This is a genomic window from Candidatus Palauibacter sp. (genome assembly GCF_965208055.1).
GTDB lineage: Bacteria > Gemmatimonadota > Gemmatimonadetes > Palauibacterales > Palauibacteraceae > Palauibacter.
Genome location: NZ_CBDBNY010000004.1, coordinates 1613250 through 1635335 on the forward strand (window position 1 = coordinate 1613250; position 22086 = coordinate 1635335).

The 22086-nt window shown below is 67.8% G+C and carries 16 protein-coding genes; 3 read left to right on the forward strand and 13 right to left on the reverse strand.

Annotated elements, in window-relative coordinates; translation table 11 throughout:
- The first annotated feature begins 9 nt into the window (after positions 1-9).
- Complete coding sequence (locus ACOGXI_RS07295; RefSeq protein WP_419938209.1) at positions 10-402, forward strand: co-chaperone GroES; 393 nt, start codon at positions 10-12, stop codon at positions 400-402.
- A 214-nt stretch (positions 403-616) separates the two neighbouring features.
- Here the strand turns inward: ACOGXI_RS07295 and ACOGXI_RS07300 are convergent, their stop codons facing one another.
- Complete coding sequence (locus tag ACOGXI_RS07300) at positions 617-1156, reverse strand: hypothetical protein (protein ID WP_419938210.1); 540 nt, start codon at positions 1154-1156, stop codon at positions 617-619.
- Between the two features lie 218 nt (positions 1157-1374).
- Here ACOGXI_RS07300 and typA point away from each other — a divergent pair, with 218 nt between their 5' ends.
- Positions 1375-3240 carry a translational GTPase TypA gene (gene typA / locus ACOGXI_RS07305; RefSeq protein WP_419938211.1) on the forward strand — a complete coding sequence of 622 codons (1866 nt, stop codon included), beginning with the start codon at positions 1375-1377 and terminating at the stop codon, positions 3238-3240.
- 29 nt (positions 3241-3269) lie between these two features.
- Here the strand turns inward: typA and ACOGXI_RS07310 are convergent, their stop codons facing one another.
- The 5 genes from ACOGXI_RS07310 to ACOGXI_RS07330 form a co-directional block, all read right to left on the reverse strand.
- Positions 3270-3524, reverse strand: coding sequence for a hypothetical protein (locus ACOGXI_RS07310; RefSeq protein ID WP_419938212.1), 255 nt, complete (start codon positions 3522-3524; stop codon positions 3270-3272).
- A gap of 57 nt (positions 3525-3581) precedes the next feature.
- Positions 3582-4334: a carboxypeptidase-like regulatory domain-containing protein gene (locus tag ACOGXI_RS07315; RefSeq protein ID WP_419938213.1), complete on the reverse strand. Its 753-nt coding sequence runs from the start codon at positions 4332-4334 to the stop codon at positions 3582-3584.
- 96 nt (positions 4335-4430) lie between these two features.
- On the reverse strand, positions 4431-5237 hold the full coding sequence (locus ACOGXI_RS07320) for a hypothetical protein (RefSeq protein ID WP_419938214.1): 807 nt from the start codon (positions 5235-5237) through the stop codon (positions 4431-4433).
- A gap of 419 nt (positions 5238-5656) precedes the next feature.
- The gene (locus tag ACOGXI_RS07325) at positions 5657-7543 is read right to left on the reverse strand and encodes a TRAP transporter permease (protein WP_419938215.1); all 1887 of its coding nucleotides are present in this window, start codon (positions 7541-7543) and stop codon (positions 5657-5659) included.
- Positions 7540-8535: a TAXI family TRAP transporter solute-binding subunit gene (locus ACOGXI_RS07330; protein WP_419938216.1), complete on the reverse strand. Its 996-nt coding sequence runs from the start codon at positions 8533-8535 to the stop codon at positions 7540-7542. The genes ACOGXI_RS07325 and ACOGXI_RS07330 overlap by 4 nt, the downstream gene beginning before the upstream one ends.
- 273 nt (positions 8536-8808) lie before the next feature.
- On the opposite strand from ACOGXI_RS07330, the gene ACOGXI_RS07335 reads away from it, so the two are divergent.
- A complete protein-coding gene (locus ACOGXI_RS07335; RefSeq protein WP_419940171.1) occupies positions 8809-10011 on the forward strand; it encodes an ATP-binding protein in 1203 nt (400 codons plus the stop codon).
- 115 nt (positions 10012-10126) lie between these two features.
- Here the strand turns inward: ACOGXI_RS07335 and ACOGXI_RS07340 are convergent, their stop codons facing one another.
- The 7 genes from ACOGXI_RS07340 to ACOGXI_RS07370 form a co-directional block, all read right to left on the reverse strand.
- Positions 10127-11869, reverse strand: a complete 1743-nt coding sequence (locus tag ACOGXI_RS07340) for an Ig-like domain-containing protein (protein WP_419938217.1) — start codon at positions 11867-11869, stop codon at positions 10127-10129.
- A 95-nt stretch (positions 11870-11964) separates the two neighbouring features.
- The gene (locus ACOGXI_RS07345; RefSeq protein WP_419938218.1) at positions 11965-13995 is read right to left on the reverse strand and encodes an Ig-like domain-containing protein; all 2031 of its coding nucleotides are present in this window, start codon (positions 13993-13995) and stop codon (positions 11965-11967) included.
- Positions 13996-14242: 247 nt separating this feature from the next.
- Positions 14243-15394 (reverse strand): LuxR C-terminal-related transcriptional regulator, encoded by a 1152-nt coding sequence (locus ACOGXI_RS07350; RefSeq protein ID WP_419938219.1) that lies wholly within the window; start codon positions 15392-15394, stop codon positions 14243-14245.
- Between the two features lie 182 nt (positions 15395-15576).
- A complete protein-coding gene (locus ACOGXI_RS07355; RefSeq protein WP_419938220.1) occupies positions 15577-15867 on the reverse strand; it encodes a hypothetical protein in 291 nt (96 codons plus the stop codon).
- Positions 15857-19996: a M66 family metalloprotease gene (locus tag ACOGXI_RS07360; RefSeq protein WP_419938221.1), complete on the reverse strand. Its 4140-nt coding sequence runs from the start codon at positions 19994-19996 to the stop codon at positions 15857-15859. Before ACOGXI_RS07360 ends, ACOGXI_RS07355 begins: the two co-directional genes overlap by 11 nt.
- Positions 19997-20071: 75 nt before the next feature.
- Complete coding sequence (locus ACOGXI_RS07365) at positions 20072-21208, reverse strand: CARDB domain-containing protein (RefSeq protein ID WP_419938222.1); 1137 nt, start codon at positions 21206-21208, stop codon at positions 20072-20074.
- A 120-nt stretch (positions 21209-21328) separates the two neighbouring features.
- A complete protein-coding gene (locus ACOGXI_RS07370; protein ID WP_419938223.1) occupies positions 21329-21634 on the reverse strand; it encodes a hypothetical protein in 306 nt (101 codons plus the stop codon).
- Positions 21635-22086: the final 452 nt, after the last annotated feature.

Here is a 22086-nt window from a genome sequence, read left to right on the forward strand (position 1 = left end):
TCGTGCCGAATGAGCGAGAAGAGACTCATCGTCGTCGGCGACCGCGTGCTCATCGAGCCGCTGGAGGGCGAGGACCGCACGAACGTCGGCCTCTACCTCCCGCCCACCGCGATCGACAAGCAGGCCGTGCAGGCGGGGACGGTCGTGGCCGTCGGCCCCGGCACGCCGGTCGGGCCGCCGGCCGAACTCGACGACGAACCGTGGAAGATCGGCGCCACCGAAGCCCGGTATCTTCCCATGCAGGCGCGGCCGGGAGACTACGCCCTTTTCTTCCGGAAGGCCGCGGTGGAGATCACCTTCGAGGGCACCCGGTACCTCGTCGCACCCCAGGGCGCGATCCTCACCCTCGTCCGCGAGGAGCCCCAGAAAGTCTCCGAAGGATTCGACGCCTCGATCCTCTGAAAATGAAAATGCGCGTGTGCCGCCGCCCATCTGCCGCCGCCCAGCACCACCCGAGGGCGTAACCTGAGGTGTCCGGGGGTTCCCGGGAGTCCCTGGGAAGCGTTAGGCCGATTCAAAATTGAACTTTCAATTGGCCTACGCCGATGGAGGGGCGTTTGACTCCCCCCACGAGTGCTTGGAATCTCGCGCCGTCGCTCAGGCGGAACGCGACGGGCTACCGCTCGACGGGGCCGATCCGGTTGGGGCGCAGGGAATGGCAGTTTACCTCCCAGGACGTCGCCCGCGCCTGAACCGGGGCGTCACCAGTCGGGGAGGCGGCAGCCGTCTGCCCCCGCAGCCGCGCCACGGCCCGCCCGACCATGTCCCCGCGGCTGCGACGCAGCGCCACGGCCCCCCGCACCTCGGGGCTCGACCACACGACCCAGAGCGTGTCGGCCCGCGTGAACCAGCGCGTCTCCATGCGGGAGAGGTCCCCGTCGCCCTCGAGAGGGACGGCCTGATAGGCGGTCATCTCCCTCCCGTAGGCATCCACCGAGTCGGCGAACAGCATGAGCGACCGCACGACGGGCGGGTCGGTCTCGGGAGCTTCCCCACCGTTATCCGCGAGCCAGGTGTCGAACCGGAGATGTCGGCAGCCGAGGAAGTCCCACAGCCGAAGGTCCGCGGGTTCGGGCGGGGGCGGGGGCTCGACCTCCCGGAATCGGAACCAGATCGAGACCCAGACGAAGACGACCGACACTCCGGCCACCGCCATCCAACGTTTCGTTCTCGCCAGCGGACTCTCCGTTGCCGGGCTCCATGCACCGCGCGACCCAGCGCCGACGACGCCGGGCCGCACCACGTCGCCGGCCAACCTAGCCCGGCCCTCGCCGCCACGCACAGCTTTTGATCCGGAGCCGGCGACGGTAGAATGTCCCCGCGATTCCCCGCCGTTTCCCCCCAACCACGCGTACCGCGGAAGTCGAGGCCTGCTTGGCGCCCCCGTCCGGGAAGATCAGGAACATTGCGATCATCGCCCACGTCGATCACGGGAAGACGACGCTCGTGGACCACATGCTGCGGCAGGCGGGCGCCTTCCAGTCGCACGAGCGGGTCGAGGAACGCGTCATGGATTCGAACCCGCTGGAGCGCGAGCGCGGCATCACGATCCTGTCGAAGAACACCGCCGTGCGCTGGGGCGAGACGAGGATCAACATCGTCGACACGCCGGGCCACGCGGACTTCGGCGGCGAGGTCGAGCGCATCCTGCGGATGGTGGACGGCGTGCTCCTCCTCGTGGACGCGGCGGAGGGGCCGATGCCGCAGACGCGCTTCGTCACGCGGAAGGCCCTCGCGCTCGGCCTCGCGCCCATCGTCGCGATCAACAAGGTGGACCGGCCGGAGCAGCGCGCGGCGGAGGTACACGACGAGGTGCTGGAACTGTTCCTGGAACTGGACGCGACCGAGGCCCAACTCGACGCGCCCTTCCTGTACGCGAGCGGACGGGACGGCTGGGCGTCGCCGGACATCGAGGCGCGAGGCGGAGACCTGGAGCCGCTGTTCGAGACGATCGTGGCGGCGGTCCCCTCCCCCGCCGGCGACCCGGGCGGACCCTTCCAGATGCTCGCCTCGACGCTGGACCACTCCAGCTACCTGGGACGCATCGCGATCGGCCGCATCGAGCGGGGCGCCGTGGCCGAGGCGGACCGCGTGGTGCTGCTGCCGCTCGGGGAGCCCGGACCCGTGCCCGCCGACGAGGCGCTCCCGGCCCGCGTGCTCAAGATCTACGGCTTCGACGGGCTGAAGCGCGTGGAGGCGCCCCGCGCGAGCGCCGGCGACATCGTGGCGCTGGCGGGACTCGAAGGAGTGGAGATCGGCCAGACGATCGCCGACCCCGACCACAGGGAACGTCTGCGCGGGATCGCGGTGGAACGGCCCACGCTCTCGGTGGATTTCCGGGTCAACGACGCCCCCTTCGCCGGGCGGACGGGCAAGTACGTCACGACCCGGCAACTGCGCCAGCGCCTCCTCCGCGAACTGGAGCGGAATGTCGCCCTTCGCGTCGAGCCCACCGACTCCCCGGACACCTTCTCCGTCTCGGGCCGCGGTGAACTCCACCTCACGATCCTCATGGAGACGATGCGCCGGGAGGGGTACGAGTTCTCGATCTCGCGACCGCGCGTCATCCTGCGCGAGGGCCCCGACGGGGAGGTCCTGGAGCCGTACGAAGAGGCCGTGATCGAGGTCCCGTCACAGATGGTCGGCGTGGTGATGGAGAAGATGGGGAGCCGGCGGGCCGAACTCCTCTCGATGCGGCCGACGGACCAGGGTCCGGTGCGGCTCGATTTCCGGCTCCCGTCGCGCGGGCTGTTCGGATACCGCTCCGAGTTCCTCACGGACACGCGCGGCGAAGGCCAGTTGCACCACCGCTTCCTCGAGTACGGCCCCCGCGCGGGCCACCTCGAGCACCGGCGGAAGGGGGTGCTCGTCGCCGACCGCCCGGGGACATCGGTGGCTTTCGCCCTCTTCAATCTGCAGGAGCGGGCGGAGATGCTGATCGGCCCCGGCGTGGAGGTCTACAGCGGGATGATCGTGGGCGAGCACGTCCGCCCCGGCGATCTCGAGGTCAACGTGTCGAAGGGCAAGAAGCTCACGAACATGCGGGCCGCAGCCGCGGACGAGAACGTCCGGCTTGAGCCGCCGCGCGAACTGACCTTGGAACTGGCCCTCGAGTTCATCAACGACGACGAGTTGATCGAGGTCACGCCCGACGCGATCCGTCTCCGCAAGCGCAAGCTCGACCCGATCGAGCGCAAGAAGGCGATGCGCCGCGCCGCCGCGGAGGCCCGCGAGGGCTGACGCTACAATGTCGCGCGCTCCGGCCGCGTTTAGTCCGGGGCTTCGGACTCCCGCGAATCCCCTCGTAGGGCGTTCACTATCGACACGGTCACCGCTCCGACGGAGGCGATGCCGGCGCAGGAGAAGGCGGCGACGTAGAGCCAGCCATCGTACTCGTTTCCCCGGCTGAAGAAAGCGGCGACGAAAAACACCGCCGCGAATCCGGCGGCAACTCCCTGGCCGGCCAGCTCGGCCAACGCGCGTCGCAAGGTCAGTTTGCCGCCAATCCCGCTCCGGATCCTCATCGTGGGCTCCTCCTTAAGCCAATCTTATCTCCGCGACGGCTGGAAGACGGTCCCCGTTCATTTGCACGAGGACGGGTCCGCGGAGATCGTGACGGCCTTCGCCGTCAGCCTCCGCTCCCTCGCTCCGCCACGCATCCGCCAGTCGACCAGTGCGTTGGCCCGGAGTCGCCTCGCTTCCGTCACCAGTTCCCCGATCGCCTCGCGCAGCGCCGAGACAGAGCCCCCGGCCTGTGATCCGCGCCGTATCGACCCGGCCTCCGAAGCTCTGACCACCATCGTGCGCGACGCCGAAGCCAGGACCGCCTCCACTTCCCCGAGTTCTTCGCGAGGGCAGGCGTCGAGTTCACTCCAATCGGAATCGCACCGAAAAAGACGCAGTCGCTCGATGTTGCCGTTCGGGTCGACACGCGAGTCGAGACAGGCCCACAGGCGGTCGTCATCGTCGCCGTCGCCGGTCAGCGACAACCGGAGATCCGCGCGCGCAAAATCGTCCGTGAGAATCGTGACGGCGAGGGTGCCCTCCACACCCGCCAGGATCGGCCGGACCGACACTTCGGTTCCGCGCGGAACGCCACAGAGAACGTAGCCGCCGTCGAGGGCCGTCCGCACCTCGGTTCGCACCGTGTCGCCGTCGCTGTCCCATGTCGCCACGACCGTTGCGCCCGGCAGGCCGATCCCGGAGTCGGCGTCCATTGCGACACCCCACACGGCGCCCGTCCCCGCGGGCCCCTCCGGGCAGACTTCGACCAGTTCCTGGCCGTATGCGCCGGTCGCCGGGACAGCCATCAGGAAAAACACGATCTTCTTCATACCTCTTTCCTTCCGGTGTTCTCCACCGTACCGGGCGTCCGGCGGCGGGCCGACACCCCGCCCGGACCGGACCGGGGTGTCGGCCGTCTGCCGCCCTCAAGAGTGGAATTCGCTCGTCGGTTCACTGCCCCGAAACACGCCCGACTCACACAACTGCCTGTAGCGCACACGATCCGGGGCACCGGCCAACGACCGTTCATGGGCCAACTCCGCGCCGTACAGCAGGAGCTTTCCGGCCTGGCACCACATGTTGGGCGGGTTCGGGCACGGGTTGTCCATCTCGTGGCGCTCGCCCGACCGAACCCCGCCACCTTGCGGCTGGCACGGCGGCGGCGGCTCACTCGCCTCGAACAGGGCGCGGACGTAGTCAATGCCGCCCGAATCGAGCAGGTCCGCCAGCGCCGTTTTCGCCTCCCCGCTGAGCGGATCCTCGTAGGACTCGTACAACCGCCTGAAAACCTCCGCCGCGCCCGCGTAGGGCGTTCCCGGATCGGCGGGCCATACTCCGTCCTTCGATTCAGAGTTCGCCGCAACCAGCAGGACGATGGCCGCATCGCGGCGTTGGTCCCCGTTGCCCTCCCGCATGACTCCCAGAAGCTCGGCGGCAAAGGCGTCCAGCTCCGCCTTCGAACGAGGCTCGAACTGCTGGCGCAGCACCGCGATCGCGGGCGCGTTGCCGGAATGGCCCGGTTCGTGCGGTACCATGAGCGCCCTGAGCGCGACGGCCGGGGACGGCGCCTGCCATGTCTCTTTCACCAGGACCATCCCGGGTTCGGGCGCGGTGCTCGGCACTTCCCGGGCGTGCGCCCGGACATACATCCGTGCGCCAAGGAAGCCGACCAGGACGAGAGTGAAGTATCTCACCGCCCGGCCGGTGATGAACATCCTCCGCAGGATACCCATGACGGGCTCCTTTCGTGAAATGTTGTCTTGTGAAGGGGTCCAGCGGGGTTCCGAGGCTCCGGTTACGGGGCCCCGGCGGGCACAACGGGAGATGTAACGCAGATGAGAGCGGCCGGCGGCCTACACTTGGCGTGGAGTCTCAGCATCGTTCCACCTCCTCTCGATTTCGGGAAGCGAATGCTGACCCTCATCGAGCCGTACACGACAGGTAGCCGAACGTTCCTGGGCGTCAGGCGTAGCCGATCCCGGGGTCGAGGTGTGCTCACCGGGGTGATATCTCAAGTCATCATGAGGAGGATCGGCGCCCGTGCATCGGCCTATGCCAATCGAAAGTCCGATCTTCAATTGGCATGGAGCTCCACAGGGAACTCCCGAAAACCACCCCAGGCAGATACCTGAGGTCCGACTCCTGGCAAGGACTAGCGAGCCTGCGGCGCCTCCCGCCTTCGGCGGCTGTTCCGCGCGTTCCGGGCGTGGAGGGCGAACACGGCGGCGCCCAGCAGCACCCCGGCGACCCGCGCCGGCTCGTTCGGGACCAGGATGAGGGCCCCGGCCAGCGCGAACAGGGCGCGCTCGGCGGCGCTGCAGGCGGCCACCGCGAAGCCCTCGATCGCGTACGCTGCGGCCGAGATGAGCGCTACGGTGCAGACGATGGCGAAGACGAACGCCGTCACCGAGGTCCCGTCGACCAGGATCAGCGCCGAGTAGGCCATCATCGCGGGCACGATGAAGAAGCCGAGGGAGAGCTTCACGGCCTGCGTCGCCGTCCGCATGGGCGCGGAACCCGCCACGCCCGCCCCCGCGAAGGCGGCGAGCGCGATCGGCGGCGTCACGTTCGATGTCTGCGAGAGCCAGAAGATGATCATGTGCGCGACGAGCAGGGAGAGTCCCAAGCCCTCCAGGGCCGGCGCCGCCATGACGGAGATCACGATGTAGGCCGCCGTCACGGGCAGTCCCATTCCGAGGACGAGCGCCGCGACCGCGATGAAGATGAGCGCAAGCCAGAGCAGCCCGCCCGCCGCCTGCACGACGGACTCCGTGAACTGGAGGCCGATCCCAGTCTGACCGATCACGCCTACGACGATCCCGGCGGTCGCGCACGCGAGCGAGATCGGCAGCGCGAGAACCGCGCCCGCCCGCAGTCCCTCCAGGATCGTGCGCCAGCCGACCCGCGTCCCTTTCCTCGCCATCCCGGTGAGGACGACCGCGAGGCAGCCCACCGCGCCGACCAGCGGGGGCGAGTAGTTGAGGAGGAGGAGCGCGACCACGAGCCCGAGCGGAAGCAGGAAGTGGACGCCCGCGCGCAGCGTGCGCCGCACCGGCGGCGGGTTCTTCATCCCCCGGAGCCCCAGCTTCAGGGCCATGAGGTGGACGAAGAGGAGCGTGCACCCGAAGTAGAGGATCGCGGGGGCGATGGAGAGCGCCACGATCTCCCGGTACGGCGTGTTCGTGAAGTCCGCCATGATGAACGCGCCGGCGCCCATGATCGGTGGCATGATCTGGCCCCCGGTGGACGCGGCGGCCTCGATCCCGCCCGCCTGCTCCGGCCGGTACCCCAGCTTCTTCATCATCGGGATCGTGAGCGCGCCCGTCGTCACCGTGTTCGCGATCGCCGAGCCCGAGATCGAACCCATGGCCGCGGAGGCGATCACGCTCGCCTTGGCCGGTCCGCCCCGAAACCGGCCCGCGGCGGCAAAGGCGAGGTCGATGAAGAAGCGCCCCGCCCCCGTCACCTCGAGAAACGCGCCGAAGAGAACGAAGATGAACACGGTCCCGGCCGCGATCCCCAGCGGCGTCCCGAACAGCCCCGCCCCGGTGAAGATCTGGAAGCGCAGGATGCGCTCGAGGGTGAAGCCGCGATTCGCGATCACGTCGGGCAGCAGGTCCCCGAGCCCGGCGTAGAGGAGGAAGACGAGGCCCACGGCGACCATCACCCAGCCCACGGCGCGGCGCGTCGCCTCGAAGAGAAGGATCACGAACACGAGACCCGCGATCAGATCGTGCGTCGTGAGCCCGTACAGGATGTGGTCGACCCCGCGGTAGTCGAAGCCCACGATGACCCACCCGCAGTAGAGGGCGGCCAGCGCGAGGGCGGCGTCGAGCCACGGGCTCCAGCGGGGCGCGGGCCCTTCCCCGGTCCACGAGGGCTTGGCGAGGAAGGTGAGGACGACGACCCAGGCGAGGTGGATGGGCCGGCCGAGCGTGGCCGAGAGCGTGCCGGTCGTGCTCTGCCAGAGCTGGAAGAGGGAGAGTCCGACCGCGAGGCCGAGGATGATGCGCCGCCAAGGCGGCCGCCGGATCGTCAACGCGCCGAGGGCGGTAGCACTTCGTCGAAGTAGCGCAGGGCGCCGGGGTGGAGCGGGAAGTCGCCCACGTCGCGCGCCGAGGGCGGGGTGATGAAGCTCGCCACGCCGGAGATGTTCTCGAGATCCTCGCGGCGCTCGAGCATCGTGCGCGTGAGATCGTAGGCGAGCGCATCGTCCATGGTGCGGGAGACGACGAGGAGGTTCCAGAGCGTCGGCGTGAGCACCGGCGCATCGACGCCGCGGTAGACGCCCGGCGGCACGCGGAAGCCGCTGTACGCGGGCTCCGATCCGACGATCGTCGCGATCTCCGCCTCGGAGAAGGGGACGAGGACCATGTCCCGGGAGACGCCGATCTCGACCACGGCGGGCATGCCCACGCCGCCCGCGATGAACCCGGCGTCGAGCGTCCCGTCCTTGAGCCCGTTCGACATCTGCGCGTAGTTGAGCTGCCGGACGGTGAAGTCGGACTCACCGATGCCCATCGCCTCGAGCACGTTCCAGGCGGTGACCGCGTTCCCCGACCCCGGGGGGCCGACGGACACGCGGCGCCCGCGGAGATCATGGACCGATTCGATCCCCGTGCTCCGGGTCGTCACGAGGTGCACGACGTTGGGATAGAGCTTGCCGAGGGAGGCGAGCGGCATGGGATCCGGGAAGCGGCCGCGGCCGGCCAGGGCGGCGGCGAGGGCGTCCGCCTGCGTGAACCCGACCTCGCTTTCCCCCTTGGCGACCTGGATGAGGTTGGTCACGGAGCCGGCGGTGGTCTCGGCCTTCATGTTCACGCCGTCGACATGCCGGGACCAGATCGAGGCGAGGCCTCCGCCGAGCGGGTAGTAGAGGCCGTTCGTGTTACCCGTGGCGATCGAGAGCGTCCTCTGCCCCCCGCCCCCGCAGGCCGCTACGAGGAGGGCCCCTGCGAAGATCCCTGCGACGCCCGTGCTTCCGCCGACACCTGTCACGAGGCGACGCAGGGCGATCGTGCGTCGCGTCATCTCGCTCTCCCAGTCACTGGCACCCGCATCAGCCCCTCCCATCTGCGTTGCCACTCTGCGTTGCGACTCTGTGATGCGCCCTCGGTCGCACGGCGCTGCTATGCTCCCTCGTCACACCGTGTCAGGCAAGCGCCCACCCGCCCGGACGCCCGGCGCTCCGCCTCCGACTCGTCACCGCGGGCCTCCGTTTCATCGGTGGCCGTCGCTTCACACCCCCTCAGTAACCTTGTAAATTTGGCACGGCATATCTAAAATACAACCATGAACAGTATGGTGGTCCCCCGATTGCTGCGGTCGCAGGTTGAGGAGCACCTCTCGCTCTTCCCGGCGGTCGGACTCCTCGGTCCGCGCCAGGTCGGGAAGACGACGCTGGCGAGGATGATCGCCGACGCCCGGACGGAGACCCACCTCGGGGAGCCTGGCCGGTCGACGGGCGGCCTGTACCTGGATCTGGAGAATCCCGTGGACCTCGCGCGTCTGGCCGAGGGATCGGGGTATCTCGAGGGAGTGACGGACCGACTCGTCGTACTCGACGAGATCCAGCGGGCGCCGGAGCTGTTCCGTGAACTGCGGGGGATCATCGACCGGAGGATCCGGGGCGGCGAGCGGGCTGGACAGTTCCTCATCCTCGGATCCGCCTCCCTCGACCTGCTGCGCCAGTCCGGAGAGAGCCTCGCGGGCCGTATCGGCTATCTGGAACTCGGCCCCCTGGATGCGCGCGAAGTCGAGGAGAGCGAACTCCTCCGCCTGTGGAGCCGCGGCGGTTTCCCGCCGAGTTTTCTCGCTCCGTCGGACGAGGCGAGCGCGCTGTGGCGGGAGAACTTCATTCGGACCTATGTCGAGCGCGACATCCCTCAGCTGGGACCGCGCATCCCCGCCGAGACGCTGCGTCGCTTCTGGACGATGCTCGCCCACTCGCAAGGCGGACTGTGGAACGCCTCGACCTTCGCGCGAAGTCTCGGCGTGTCCGGCAAGACGGTCGCACGGTACGCGGACTTGCTCGTCGATCTCCTCCTCGTGCGCCGGCTGCAGCCGATCCACGTCAACGTCCGCAAACGGCTCGCGAAATCACCGCGCCTCTACCTCCGCGACAGCGGAGTCCTGCACGCGCTGCTCCGCATCCCGGACGTCGACTATCTGCTCGGCCACCCCGTCGCGGGCGCCAGCTGGGAGGGCTTCGCGATCGAAACCCTGATCCGGGCGGCGCCGGACCGGCTCTCCCCGCCGGGATTCTACCGGACGGCGACCGGGGTGGAGATCGACCTGATCCTGGAAGTGCCGGGACCCCGAAGGTGGGCCATCGAGATCAAGCGCGGACTCGCGCCGCGGATCGGAAAGGGTTTCCGCATCGCGCTCGACGACGTGAGACCCGACAGGGCCTTCGTCGTGTACGGCGGTGACGACCGCTTTCCCGTGGGAGACGGAGTTGAGGTCGTCGGGCTGCGGGAACTCGCGACCGAGCTGGCCGCTCTTTGATCGCGATCACCCCGGGTGGACGTGGCGTCCAGTGATTCCCCAAGTAATGAGCCTTGGGCGACACCGGGCTCACCACCGGAACGACCGAGTGCGTCGCCGCCATTGGGTCAACGGGTCAACCCGGAATCACGCGCACGATCCGACCGTCCGCGTCGACGATGACGATCGGCCCCCTCCAGATGTCGTCGCCATACGGAATCAGGCGGCCGGGCTCGATCAGGCGGGCAGCGTCGGCGTTGGGTAGTCGGTAGGGGTCGGCGACCATCAGATCGACGGTGTAGCCGAGGTCTGCCAGAGACTGAATCGTGATCGCGCTCAAAGGGCTGGGGACGGATGCTCCCTCCGTCACGTATCCGGTCATGAGTTCCGTCACGAGGACTGCCTGCCGCCAGTGGCCGTTCCAGGTTCCCTGGCCGCCGGTGTTCTCGACCGGCACTTTGGCACCTTCGTAGCCAGTGCCGCCCGCTTCGTCGAAAGCTTCGATGGCCAGCGGGCCGGTGAAGTGGGTATCGGGAGCCTCCGTCTCCGAGGCGGGGTCGCGGAGTAGGCCGAAGTGATTCCAGAGCGCCCCGATCCCCAGTACGTGCCCCATCTCATGAAGGATCACTTCTTCGAGGTCACCACGCCGCTCGAGCCGGTCAAGGTCGGCCGCATCGAACTCCATCCGGCCGTAGAAGGGAAGCGTGCTCTCGAGCCGCAGACGGCAGTACCCTGCTTGTCCCAGGGTTCCGTGGGGTCCATCGATTTCGCCCACCGCCGCCACGATCAATAGGTCGTCGACCGTCTCAACGTGGCGGTCGAATCTCGGATCGCGACCGCAACCTATCGTGTCGTTCACAATCTGGTCCGGGAGTTCCGTCGGGGCCAGAATCGTCATCCAGCGCTCGGCCGCGCGGCGGAACGCCGCCTCCTGGGTCGGGGTCACTAACGTCGCAAAGACGAGTTCGATCTGGAACCTGGGGTCGGAGGTCATGACCGTGGCTCCAAAGGTGGACGATGCGCTGAGACCCGCGGGATCGCGTGCCGTCACCGTGATGATCACATCGCCGCGGGCGAGCCCGGTGACCACGACGGAATCTCCCGACACCGCGGCCGTGGCGACCCCGCTGTTCGATGAGGTCGCCGCGTAGGAAAGGGTGCCCCCGTCCGGGTCGCGGAAGTAGGACGACACGTCCACCATGGCCGTCTCCCCGACGGACAGCGTCCGCCGGGGGATCGTCCCCACCGCCTCGGGCGTGCGGTTCGGCACCGTCACCTGAACCGTCCGCTGCGCCACGCCGCCATCAGGGTCGCTCGCGCCCACCGTAATGACGGCAACGCCCGGGGCTACGGCCCGGATCGTCAGCGTCGCCCCTGCGACCGTGACCGTCGCGACTTCAGCGTTCGACGAGGTCGCCGTGTAGGTCAGCGGGTCGCCGTCCGGATCACGAAAGTAGGAGGACGCATCCACGGATGCCGTCTGGCTCGCGAACACGGCTTGGGCGGGGATCGCTCCGATCGCGTCGGGCGCCCGGTTCGGGACCGTCACCTCGAGGCGTTGCTGCGCGAGGAGACCTTGTGGATCGCGCGCCGTCACCGTGACGGTCGCCACGCCCTTGGCGAGCGCGGTCACCGTCACGGAGCTTCCCGTGGCCGAGGCTCCGGCGACCCCGGCGTTCGACGAAGCCGCCGTGTAGGAGAGGGCGTCCCCGTCCGGGTCGCTGAAATACGGCGAAACGTCGATCGTGCCGGCCTGGCCCGCAGCGATGATCTGGGGCGGGATCGTCCCATTTGCCAAGGGGGGACGGTTGGCTACCGGCGGTGGGCCCGCGAGGTCGGGATCGCCGTCGCCGCAGGCCGCGGTCCACAGCGTAGCCACCGCAGCCACCCAAAGGATTCTGCCACCCAGCGAAGCCCGGGCGCTGCGTGGAGGCCCGCTATCTGAAGCGCGCACGGCCAAGACGCCGTCTGTCCCTACCGTCGGCTTCTCGTGCGGCTCCGGCTGATCCGCATTGTGTCGAGCCCCCCGCTCGTTACGCCGCTAGCCGCGCCCTTCTTCGGAACTCGGAGCGATTGGATCCACTCCGGCGTCTCCGCCTGGCTGGCGGCATCGGCACTGCTCTCGGTACCGGTCACTTCCGCCCAGTCGAACAGGGCGGTCCGGCCCACATCGCCTTCCATCACCAATGACACGAAAAGAATCTGCTCCAGGAGCGTGGCCAACGTCTCGTCCGGTCGCCCGCGAACCAGATCTGTATCCCCGGCGGCCAGGAAGACTTCTTCGCCATCCCAGCCGAGAGTAATCTCTGCCAGTTCATTGAGACCATCGTTGATGGCGTCGGAGTTACCGCTGAGATCCGCGAGCCGAAGCCACTCTTCTTCATCGGCATCTCTCACCCACATGGAGAAGTTCGTCCCCGCTATGGGTCCAGTGTTGAAGGACATTAGTGGGTAGCGACGGATACCCGTGCCCCACCACACGCCTGCGAGACCATCGCGCTGGGCTCGGCCCATGCTCACGCGAAGCGTCCACACAGACAGTGGACTCTCCAGGTCGCGCCCCACCGCGCCGAAGAACTGGGCGCGGTTGTTGGTGACGCGCAGCACACCATCGACTATTGCGGCATCGGCATTGAGTATCTCCCAATCGGCCAAACTGGCCGAGGATGTGAAATCGTCGCGGAACCCCGCGCCTCCGCCGGCCCTGACGGTTACCGTGTTCTCACTCCGGTAGCGTCCGCGGACGCCGTTGACCGACATCTCTCCAGCCAGTCGATACTCGCCCGCCGCCGCCGTCGCCAGGTCGTACCCGCAGATCTGACCCTCCCTCCGCGTTCCGGAAACCTGACTCCACTCGGAGCCGGTCGATACCTGCCATTCGGTCCAGTGGACCTGATAAGCCACGCCGCCGACGTTGACGGTGCCGGCAGACAGACAACCGGTACCCAGGTTGATGCCTCCGATACTGAAGCCGCCGCTGGCGGTGATCCTCAGCCCACTGAGCGGTACGTAGTCGGAATCGGAACGAACGGTGACTCCGGTCGACTGCGTGGCGGTCAGGCCTCCGGGATCGCGGGCCGTTACGGTCACTGTTGCAGATCCGGCCGCCGTCCCTGCGATAGTCAGCGTGCTGCCCGACACGGACGCCGATGCGACGGCGTCCGCGGATGACGTGGCCGTGTACGTCAGCGCGTCTCCGTCCGGATCCCGGAAGTAGGTGGCCACGTCCAAGGCCGCCGTCTGCCCTGTGTCGACGGTCTGGTTCGGCATCGTCCCCACGGGCTCCGGCGCCCGGTTCGCTCTCGTGACCGTCATTGAGAAGCTCTGCGACGCCGTCAGGCCCGCCCTATCGTGCGCCGTCACCGTCACGGCAGCCGTGCCGGCCGCCACGCCCACCATCGTGAGCGTGCTTCCCGAGACGGAGACCGAGACCACGCCGGCGGCCGATGTTGTGGCGGTGTAGGTAAGCGCATCCTCATCCGGATCCCGGAAGTAGGACACTACGTCCAGGGTCGCCGCCTCCCCCGCTACCACGGTCTGGTTCGGGATCGTCCCCAACGGTTCCGGCGTCCGGTTCGGCGTCTCCACCGTGACCTGGAAGCTCTGCGCAGCCGAGAGCCCGCCCGGATCCGTTGCCGTCACCGTCACGGTCGCGGTCCCGTCGGCCACGCCCACCATGGTGAGAGTGCTACCCGACACGGAGACTGAAACGACCCCTGCGGTCGATGATGCTGCCGCGTAGGTCAGCGCACCGCCATCGGGGTCCCGGAAGTAGGAGACGACGTCCAGCGTCGCGGTTTGTCCCGTCTCGATGGTCTGGTTCGGAATCGTACCCACTTGCACCGGGGCTACGGGCGGCGGTGGCGGTGGCGGTGGCGGCTGTGTCGGCGGCGTCGGCCCGGAATCACCACCGCAGGCGCCGATGCCGACCAGAAACACGACAGACGCGAGCGCGCAGTTGATGGAGTCCGGACGTTGGCCGGGGACCATGAATCGTTTCAACATGACGCGTCTCCGGAACAGGCGTTGTCGATCAAAGAGTCTCGGGCCGTCCTACAACGAGTTGATGCGCCAGGTGCTCGTCCCGTCGATCCGGGCCGCCGAGCAGACCCGCAAGCAGAAAACACGATGTGCCCCCCTGTGGGAACGTTCCCGGTGAGCCTCACGAAGCCCGGAGGCCGCAAGGACGAAGGTATGCGAGACACGGTGGGAGTGGTGTCCCCTGTCTTGGGGACATCCGGAGACTCATCCGTTAACGCCGGGATCCCGGCAGGGCTTCCAGTGACATGATGCGCCGCACGAGGTCCGTCTGTTTATGAACCGCGAGTTTGCGATAGATCCGCCTGACGTGAGTGCGGACGGTGCTCTCGCCGCAGCCCAGCTCGACCGCGATGCCGGCGATCGTCTGCCCGGCCGCCAGATCCACCGCCACACGACTCTCCCTAGGCGACAACCCCAGGACCGCGGCCGCAAACGCCGGATCGATCCGAGGTCGGGCCGCCGGATCGACGAGCAGCACGAGTACGGCGACCTCGCGCGCGCTACGGTCGACGCCCTCTGTCCGTGCGGGGCAGATTTCGAGGACCAGCGGTGTGCGAGTCCTTCTGCGCGTGATCTTCATCGAGCCCCCGGAGCCCTGCTCGCCGTACGGGGGCAGGGCGCCAGTGAGCAAGCGCTGCAGTTCCGCGTTCTCCCCCGGCAGTCCGGCAGCCAGCGCGCCCCCGGCGTCGCAGAGCCCGTCGCGTTCCAGCAGGATCTCCCGGGCTCGGTCGTTCGCTTCCAGGATCCGCCCGCGACCGTCCAGCTGAACAAACCCCGACCGCCCGTTCTCGAGCAGCGCGGTCAGCGATTCACTCAGCGCCCCGGCTTGGGCCATCGCGTGCCGGATGCGCGCGAAGTGGCGCAGGTGAGGCGCGAGACGCCGGATGGTCCGGATCTGACTGTGCCCCCAGCTTCCCTCCTCGGTGGAGTTTCCGATGGACAGGACGACTGCAGTCCCGTCCAGCCCGTCAAGCCCCACGTAGAGACCATTCTGTGTTCCGTAGGTGCGCCGAAATTCATTGTATACGACGGAAGTCTTCTTTTCCTGGTCCGTATAGAGATCCGATCTGTAGACCAACTCTCCGTCGCGGAGTCCGTGGAGCCGCGGAATCGCTTCATCCCGCCAGTAATAGTCGCGAAAATAGAGTTCCTCATGATCCGCCCGGCGTTCTCGGCCCACGAAGAACCGGCTCAGATAGATCTCGGGATTGTCCGGCGGACTCGGATTCGCATACGACAGGCTATGGCCGTTCGTCCCAATCACCTCGTTGATCGAAGCGGCCGCCGAGACCCACTTGCCATCCGTCAGCGCTGCTTCGTATAGCAGCACCAACGTGCACTCGAACGCATCCTGCGTGGTCATACGGCGCCTACTTGAAACACGGCGTTCCGCAAACGCCGGCCGGCCGGAGATGATCACCTGCCGGCCGAGCCGCCGAGTCGATCCAGACGTTATCAGACACTCCCGCCCTCCCTTATTAGTTGGGCCAGCCCCCCTTTATAGGTGGACCACCGTGGGAACGTCGTCAAGCGATCCCGGAGCCGTCAGTCCCGCCTGAGGCACCGCCGAGTGAAGGCGACGATCGCGAGGGCGGCGGCGGAGACGACGAGGCCGATGAGCGTCCGGTCAAGGAGGGCGGGCGCATCCGCAGGGGCGAGGATGCGGACGGCCTCGATGGCGGCCAGCGCCTCCGGCACGCCGGGGCGCCGGGAGTGCAGTCCGGCGGCCACCGGCACGAAAAGGCTCACGATGAGGATCGCATAGAAGATCGTGAGCGAGGCGGTACGCGTGGAAGGGGGGATCGAGTCGGGAAGGAGCATTTGTTCAACGTCCATTCCCCGCACTCGGGATCCCGCGGCTGAACAGGATCTCGAGTCCCTGGTCCGCAGCCGCTGCCGGGACGCCCGGTGTCGGCGACGGGGCCGGCGGCGGACCATTGAGGATGCCGCGGATCCGGCCCGTCGCCGCGTCGCGCAGGATCGTGACGGGATCGTTGGTGTCGCGGTCGAGGCTCGCGGCGGCGCCCGGACCTTGCAGGGTGATGCCCGCCAGCTCCCCGGCCCACGTCACGGGCAGAGCGAACGTGAACCCCGCGCGGTCATCGTCCCCGTCGGTGAACTCCGCCATGGCGAACGACACCGAGAAGAGCTCGGCGCCGCCGGGATCCCGCCCGGTAAGCGACCATGCCCCATCGGCCGATGGAGGCGCCGGCGGTGCATCGATGAAGAAGGCCGGTCTCAGATACGGCGCGCTTTCGCCGTCCAGGCCGCCCCAGACCAGGAGCGTCTCGCCGGAGGTGGCCCCGCGGCCGTCGGCGGCCGCGACGAGGATGGAGTTGCTCTCCGTCTCGAGCCGGTACCGGACGGCGTTCGTGAACTGGTAGTCGCTGGTCCACGTCGGCTCGCAATAGGACATGAAGTCCCACCGGCTCGGCGGTACGAGTTCACCGGTGCGATGATCGTAGCCCCAGGCGCCGATGTTGCCCGAGCCGTAGGGGTAGTACCGGTCCGGACCGCCGGCGCCGCAGGCCGGCGCATGGTAGAGATTGCGGTTGTGGCCGAGTTCGTGCGCGATCACTTCGGCATCGAGAACCGAGAAACTCGACCAGCTTCCGATGTCGTTCGCGACGCCGAGGAGACCGCCAGGTCCGGTGGGTCCGGCCATCACCCCCAGGTAGTGTCCGCGCCCGCCCTCCACGACCCGGATCATCTCCGTAAGCTCCAGAATCGCGAAGCCGTTGTTCGTCGGCGATGTGACGGCCGGGTGCGCCGTCACGTCCAGTTCCGCAACGGGCAGAAGCACGTGCGTCCGATCGAACAGCTCGTGCCCTTCCGGATCGGCCGCCATGGCCGCCGTGATCTCCGTGATGGAGCGGTCCGGATTCTCCTCCCATATGAAGGGCACAAGCGTCAACTCGAACACCGGCATCGTCCGCACGTCGACCGCCATCCGGCCCGTCGCGGGGATGCGCCCGGCGACGCCCAGGGCGGGGTCCAGAGTCCCTTCCGGGTCCGGTTCGATCACGACCTCCAGCCCCGGCTGGATGACCCGGGCGGGAATCTCCGCGTTGACCGATTTCGACAACGAACTCTCATCGATCATCGTCGGGATCGGGTCCGGCTTCGCCGGGATGTCCAGCTCGTACACCACCGCTCCGTCCCGGTAGAACGTGGCGCGAACGGGGGGCATGCCCACGCCGGTTGCCCGTTCCGCCGTGACGAACACCCGCAACAAAGCCGGCTCGTCCGCGACCAGCGGGACCGGGAACTCGCGAGACTGGACGGCCTGCGTGAGATAGGCGGCCGCGTCGCCGCTGCCGTCGCAGAGCGCCACCCGTTGCCGTGTCACGCCTTCGAGCCAGTCGAGGAAAGCCGGGTCCGTCGGCGCGCAGAGCCTCGTCCCGACGGTGTGAAGATCCTCGAGATGCTCGAGCGCGGGGAGATCCAGAGGCAGGGCTCCGGCCAATCCCGCGTTGTCGGCAAGGCCCAAACTCGTAAGGCCCGTGAACTCGAGCAATCCCGCGGGCAGCGAGCCGCTCAGTTCGTTCGACGAGAGATCCAGAATCTCCAGGCTTGCAAAGCCGCCGACACGTTGCCGGGCGTGCGTCGACCGGTTCCGGTTACGTCCCATCTGCGCCCGGAGCGTGTTCCATGCGTCCAGTTTTCCATCGGAATCCGCCCGCCATGGCGCGTCCGATTGACCCCCCGCCCGGGGCACTTCACTCAGCGTCCGGGGGGTGGACGGCCACTCGCCGTCCGAGGATCTGAGTCGTTCCGCGCCGATCGCCGCACCCAGTCCCGCCGGAACGTCGGTCAATCGGTTCCCGTCGAGCTCCAGCTGCACAAGGTTGCCGAGCTCGCCCAACTCGCGGGGGAAGGACGTGAACTCGTTGGACGAAAGAACCAGAAGCCGCAGACTCGCCAGGCCGCCGAGTCCCGGCGGGATGTCGGTCAGCCGGTTCTCGGCGACAACCAACGCCTCCAGGTTGCCAAGGCCACCCAACCCCGGAGGGAAGGACGCGAACTCGTTGGACGAAAGAAACAGTGCTGCCAGGTTCGGGTAGCCGCCAGGACCCAGCGGAAGGTCGGTCAGCCGGTTCCCATCCAGGTCCAGCTCTCGCAGGTTGCCGAGTTCGCTCAGCCCCACGGGGACGGACGTCAATTCGTTCGACCAGAGCCCCAGGGATTCCAGCTTGGCCAAATCACCGAGTTCCGGCGGAATGGACGTCAACCGGTTGAAGTTGAGACTCAGCGCCAGCAGGTTGCCGAGTCCGCCCAACTCAGGTGGGACGGACGTGAACTCGTTGCGGTTGAGGAAGAGTCCCTCCACGCTGGCGAGCCCGCCCAGCTCCGGCGGGATGGGTCCTGAAAGCCGGTTCCCCGCGAGGACGACGAGTTCGGCCTTGGCCAGTGAACCCAGCTCCGGAGGGATGGCATCTCTCAACTGATTCTGAAACAGGATCAGGATTTCCAACTCGGCCAACCCGCCCAGCGCCGGAGGGATCGGCCCCTCCAGCCCGTTCCAACCCAGATCCAGGCTTGTGACCCGTCCTTCCGCATTCGTCTCCACTCCATGCCATTCGGACAGCGGTGCAGCCGTCACCCAGTTGTCGCCGGTCTCCCAGTTCGGGCCCCCGGTGGCGTGATACAGCGCGGTGAGGATCTCCCGGTCGGTCAATGCCGGGCATTGCACCCCCGTGCCTTCGTGTTGAGGAATCGCGGCGAGCCAATTCTGGAACCGGGCTTCGGCCGGCGCGCACAGGTCGGTGTTCGCGTAGTGCAGTTCCCGGAGCGGCGTCCGGGACAGGGAAGCCGGCAGCCGACCGGACAGCGCGTTATCGCCGATCCGCAGCGTCGTTAGGCCCGCCAGGTCGCCGAGCCGGTCGGGCAGGCCTCCTGAAAGGCCGTTCCCCTGAATGTCCAGGGTAGACACGAGGCCGGCTGAATCGACATCCACTCCGTACCAATCGCCGACAGGGCCATTTCCCAGCCATCCCTCGGCATTCGTCCAAGCTTCCCCCGTTGTCGCTTCGTACAGCGCCCGCAACACCTCTCGGTCGGGGCAGACGGGACCCCTCCCGCTATCAAGGGCTTCGTACCAGGCGACCAATCCGTCCGGCAGGCAGAGACCCGCGTTGTTCCCGAACGCAAACGATCGCAGCCGTGAGAGTTGCCGGAAGGTCAACGGCACGGTCCCCGCCAGATTGTTCCCGCTGAGGTCGAGGTACCACAGGTTGGCCAGCCTGCCGAGTTCCGGGGGGACCGGGCCCGTCAGGTTGGCGTTGTTGACCAGAAGGACCCCCAGGTTGGCGAGATTGCCGAGTTCCGGCGGGATCGGGCCTCGCAGGTCGTTGCCGTTGCCGATCGAGAGATTCGTCAGATTGGAGAGATCGCCGAGTTCGGGCGGGATCGGGCCGGAGAGGTCGTTCGCCTCAAGCAGGAGCAGCGTCAGGTTGGAGAGATCGCCGAGTTCGGGCGGGATCGGACCCGAGAGATTGTTCTCATAGAGCGAGAGATCCGTCAGATTGGAGAGATTGCCCAGCTCCGGCGGGATCGCGCCGGAGAGGCTGTTCACGGCGAGATCGAGCCGCATCAGGTTCGAAAGATTGCCCAGCTCCGGCGGGATCGCGCCCGAGAGGCCGTGTCTCACGTACGCTCGCGCATCAAAGTCCCAGTGACCTGAGAGGTCGATCCGGACAACCCGTCCGGAAGCGTCCGTCTCTACTCCGTACCAGTCTCCGAGGGGCGCTTCGGTCAGCCAGTTGTCGGCATTGCGCCAGTTCGGCCCATCCGTCGCCCGGTAGAGCGCGATGAGTATGTCCCGGTCGCTCGTCGGCGCCGCCGAAAGCCACGACGTCGATTCCGAGGCGGGCGCGATTGCCGCAGGGGGTGCGGCCACCGGCTCGCCGTCGCAGGCCGCAAGGAGCGCAACCGCGAAGAGAATCGCGCTTCCGTGGAATCGCATGGGCCGAACAGCCCTTGTCAGCTGGCCGAGCACTGGTGTCTGCTTTCTCATTTCGGTCACTCGGACTTCGGTTCCTTACCGGGGCGCCGGGCGGGTCGACTCGCGCGGGCGAGACGACCGGATCAGGACCGGCGCGACGCTATCGACGGACTCCCGCGCGCTCGACGACCCGGTGATCGTGAGGCGAGCGCCTTCCGAACAGTTGTTGCGCGCGTTGGTTTCCTCCGCCACGGCATCGACGCACATGCCGATGTAGACTGTTCCCGGCGCGCTGCTCGCGTCGACCGTGATCGTGAGCGGGAACGGGCGATCCTGCGACGGGGCCAGCGACGACAGAGAGTATGACTCCAGCTCGGTGTCGCGGCGGCTGATGGTCGGATTCACCGACCTCATGGCGCGGATCGTGGTGGCGCCCGAAGCGACCGTGCCCCGATTGCGGATACGGAACGTGAACGTCACCGACTCGCCTGGCGTCAGCGTTACGGAGGCCGGCGATGCGTCCGTGAACACCAGATCCGGGGCCGGAGCCGTGACTTCCACGTTGGTCCGCTGGGTCGCGCTGGCGCCGGCGGGGTCATGTGTAGTCACGGTCGGGGCGGTCCTGCCGACCCCGACACCCTGGATCCTGACTGCGGCGCCGGAGACGGAGACGGTGGCGACGGATGTGTTTGAGCTGGCCGCCGCGTACGTCAACTCATCCCCGTCGGCGTCCGTAAAATAGGGCGACACATCGAGCGCGACCGTCTCGCCGACCTGGATCGTCTGGTTCGGGATCGTGCCCACCGCCTCCGGGGCCCGGTTCGGCGTCTCCACCGCCACCGAGAAACCCTGAGCGGCCGTGAGCCCGTCCGGATCCCGCGCGGTCACCGTCACCGTCGCCGTCCCATCCGCCACGCCCACCATCGTCAGTGTGCTGCCCGACAGCGACACGGAGACGACGCCGGCGGCGGACGATGCGGCGGTATACGTGAGCACGCCGCCATCGGGATCGCGGAAATACGACGACACCTCCAGCGTGGCCGACTGTCCCGTCGCGATCGCCTGATTCGGGATCGTGCCCACTTGCACGGGGGCCACCGGCGGAGGGGGAGGCGGTCGGGGAGGAGGTGCCGGAGTCGTGGTTCCATCTCCTCCACACGAAGCGACCGCGGCGAGGAGCACGAGCAGCAGCGATCTGGCGAAACGCTTGGTGAGGACAACGAACGCGGCCATCGTCTCCGGCCGCCTGCATGTATCGCAGGACACATCCCTGGCCGTCCCGGTCCCGGACCGGTGTCGAAGCAGGTGCTGAACGGTGATCTGTCCGAACCTGGCCATTATCGACTGCTGAAGTTACAAGCTGTCGATCCGCCAGTTGTTCGTGTTCTGGATTCTCGACGCCGAGAAGCTGTTGATCGTGATGCCAGTCCCGGCGCACAAGGACCCGCCCAGGCAGGCGGACCCGTCGCTCCTCACCTCGAACTCCGCCCCGCCCGACACCCGACACTTCTGGCCCGGCGAGAGCGTCATCCCCACCGTGCACGGGGGCGCAACGGCCGGCGACGGGGGTTCCGGGGGCTCCGGGGGCGGCGGGGCGGTGGTTTCCTCGCCGCAAGCGGCAAATACGACCAACATTGTCATGAGTCCGAATCTTCTCATCTTGTGCTCCTCCCCATGGTAATCTCGTCAGCGAAGTATCAACCTGCCGCGCACCGGGGCTGCGTCGCCGCAGACCCGCAGGAGTCGGTACCGAAGCTCTCCAACCCGGACGCGGTTCTCAGCTTGTAACTTAGGTCATCCAGCGTGATTACAGGGCGACGTTTGTGACTATCATGGCGATACGTTGGCGATATTCCGATACCCCACGGAGCCGTGGCAGCCAGATAGCGGAGAACGATTGCCAGCGCGGCTACGGCGGAGGGTCGGATCCGGAACGGAAAGAGCAGGACGACTGGTCGGCCAACATCAACCGGGCGCCTGCCGACCACTAGTTCCAGGTCTGCGACTTGCCTGGCCGAACACTTGCTCGCGGATCGCGCGGACTCGTGGATCGACGGATGACAGGTCGACTTGACCGTGCGGTCCCCGCAAGGCCGTCCGCCGTGGTATCT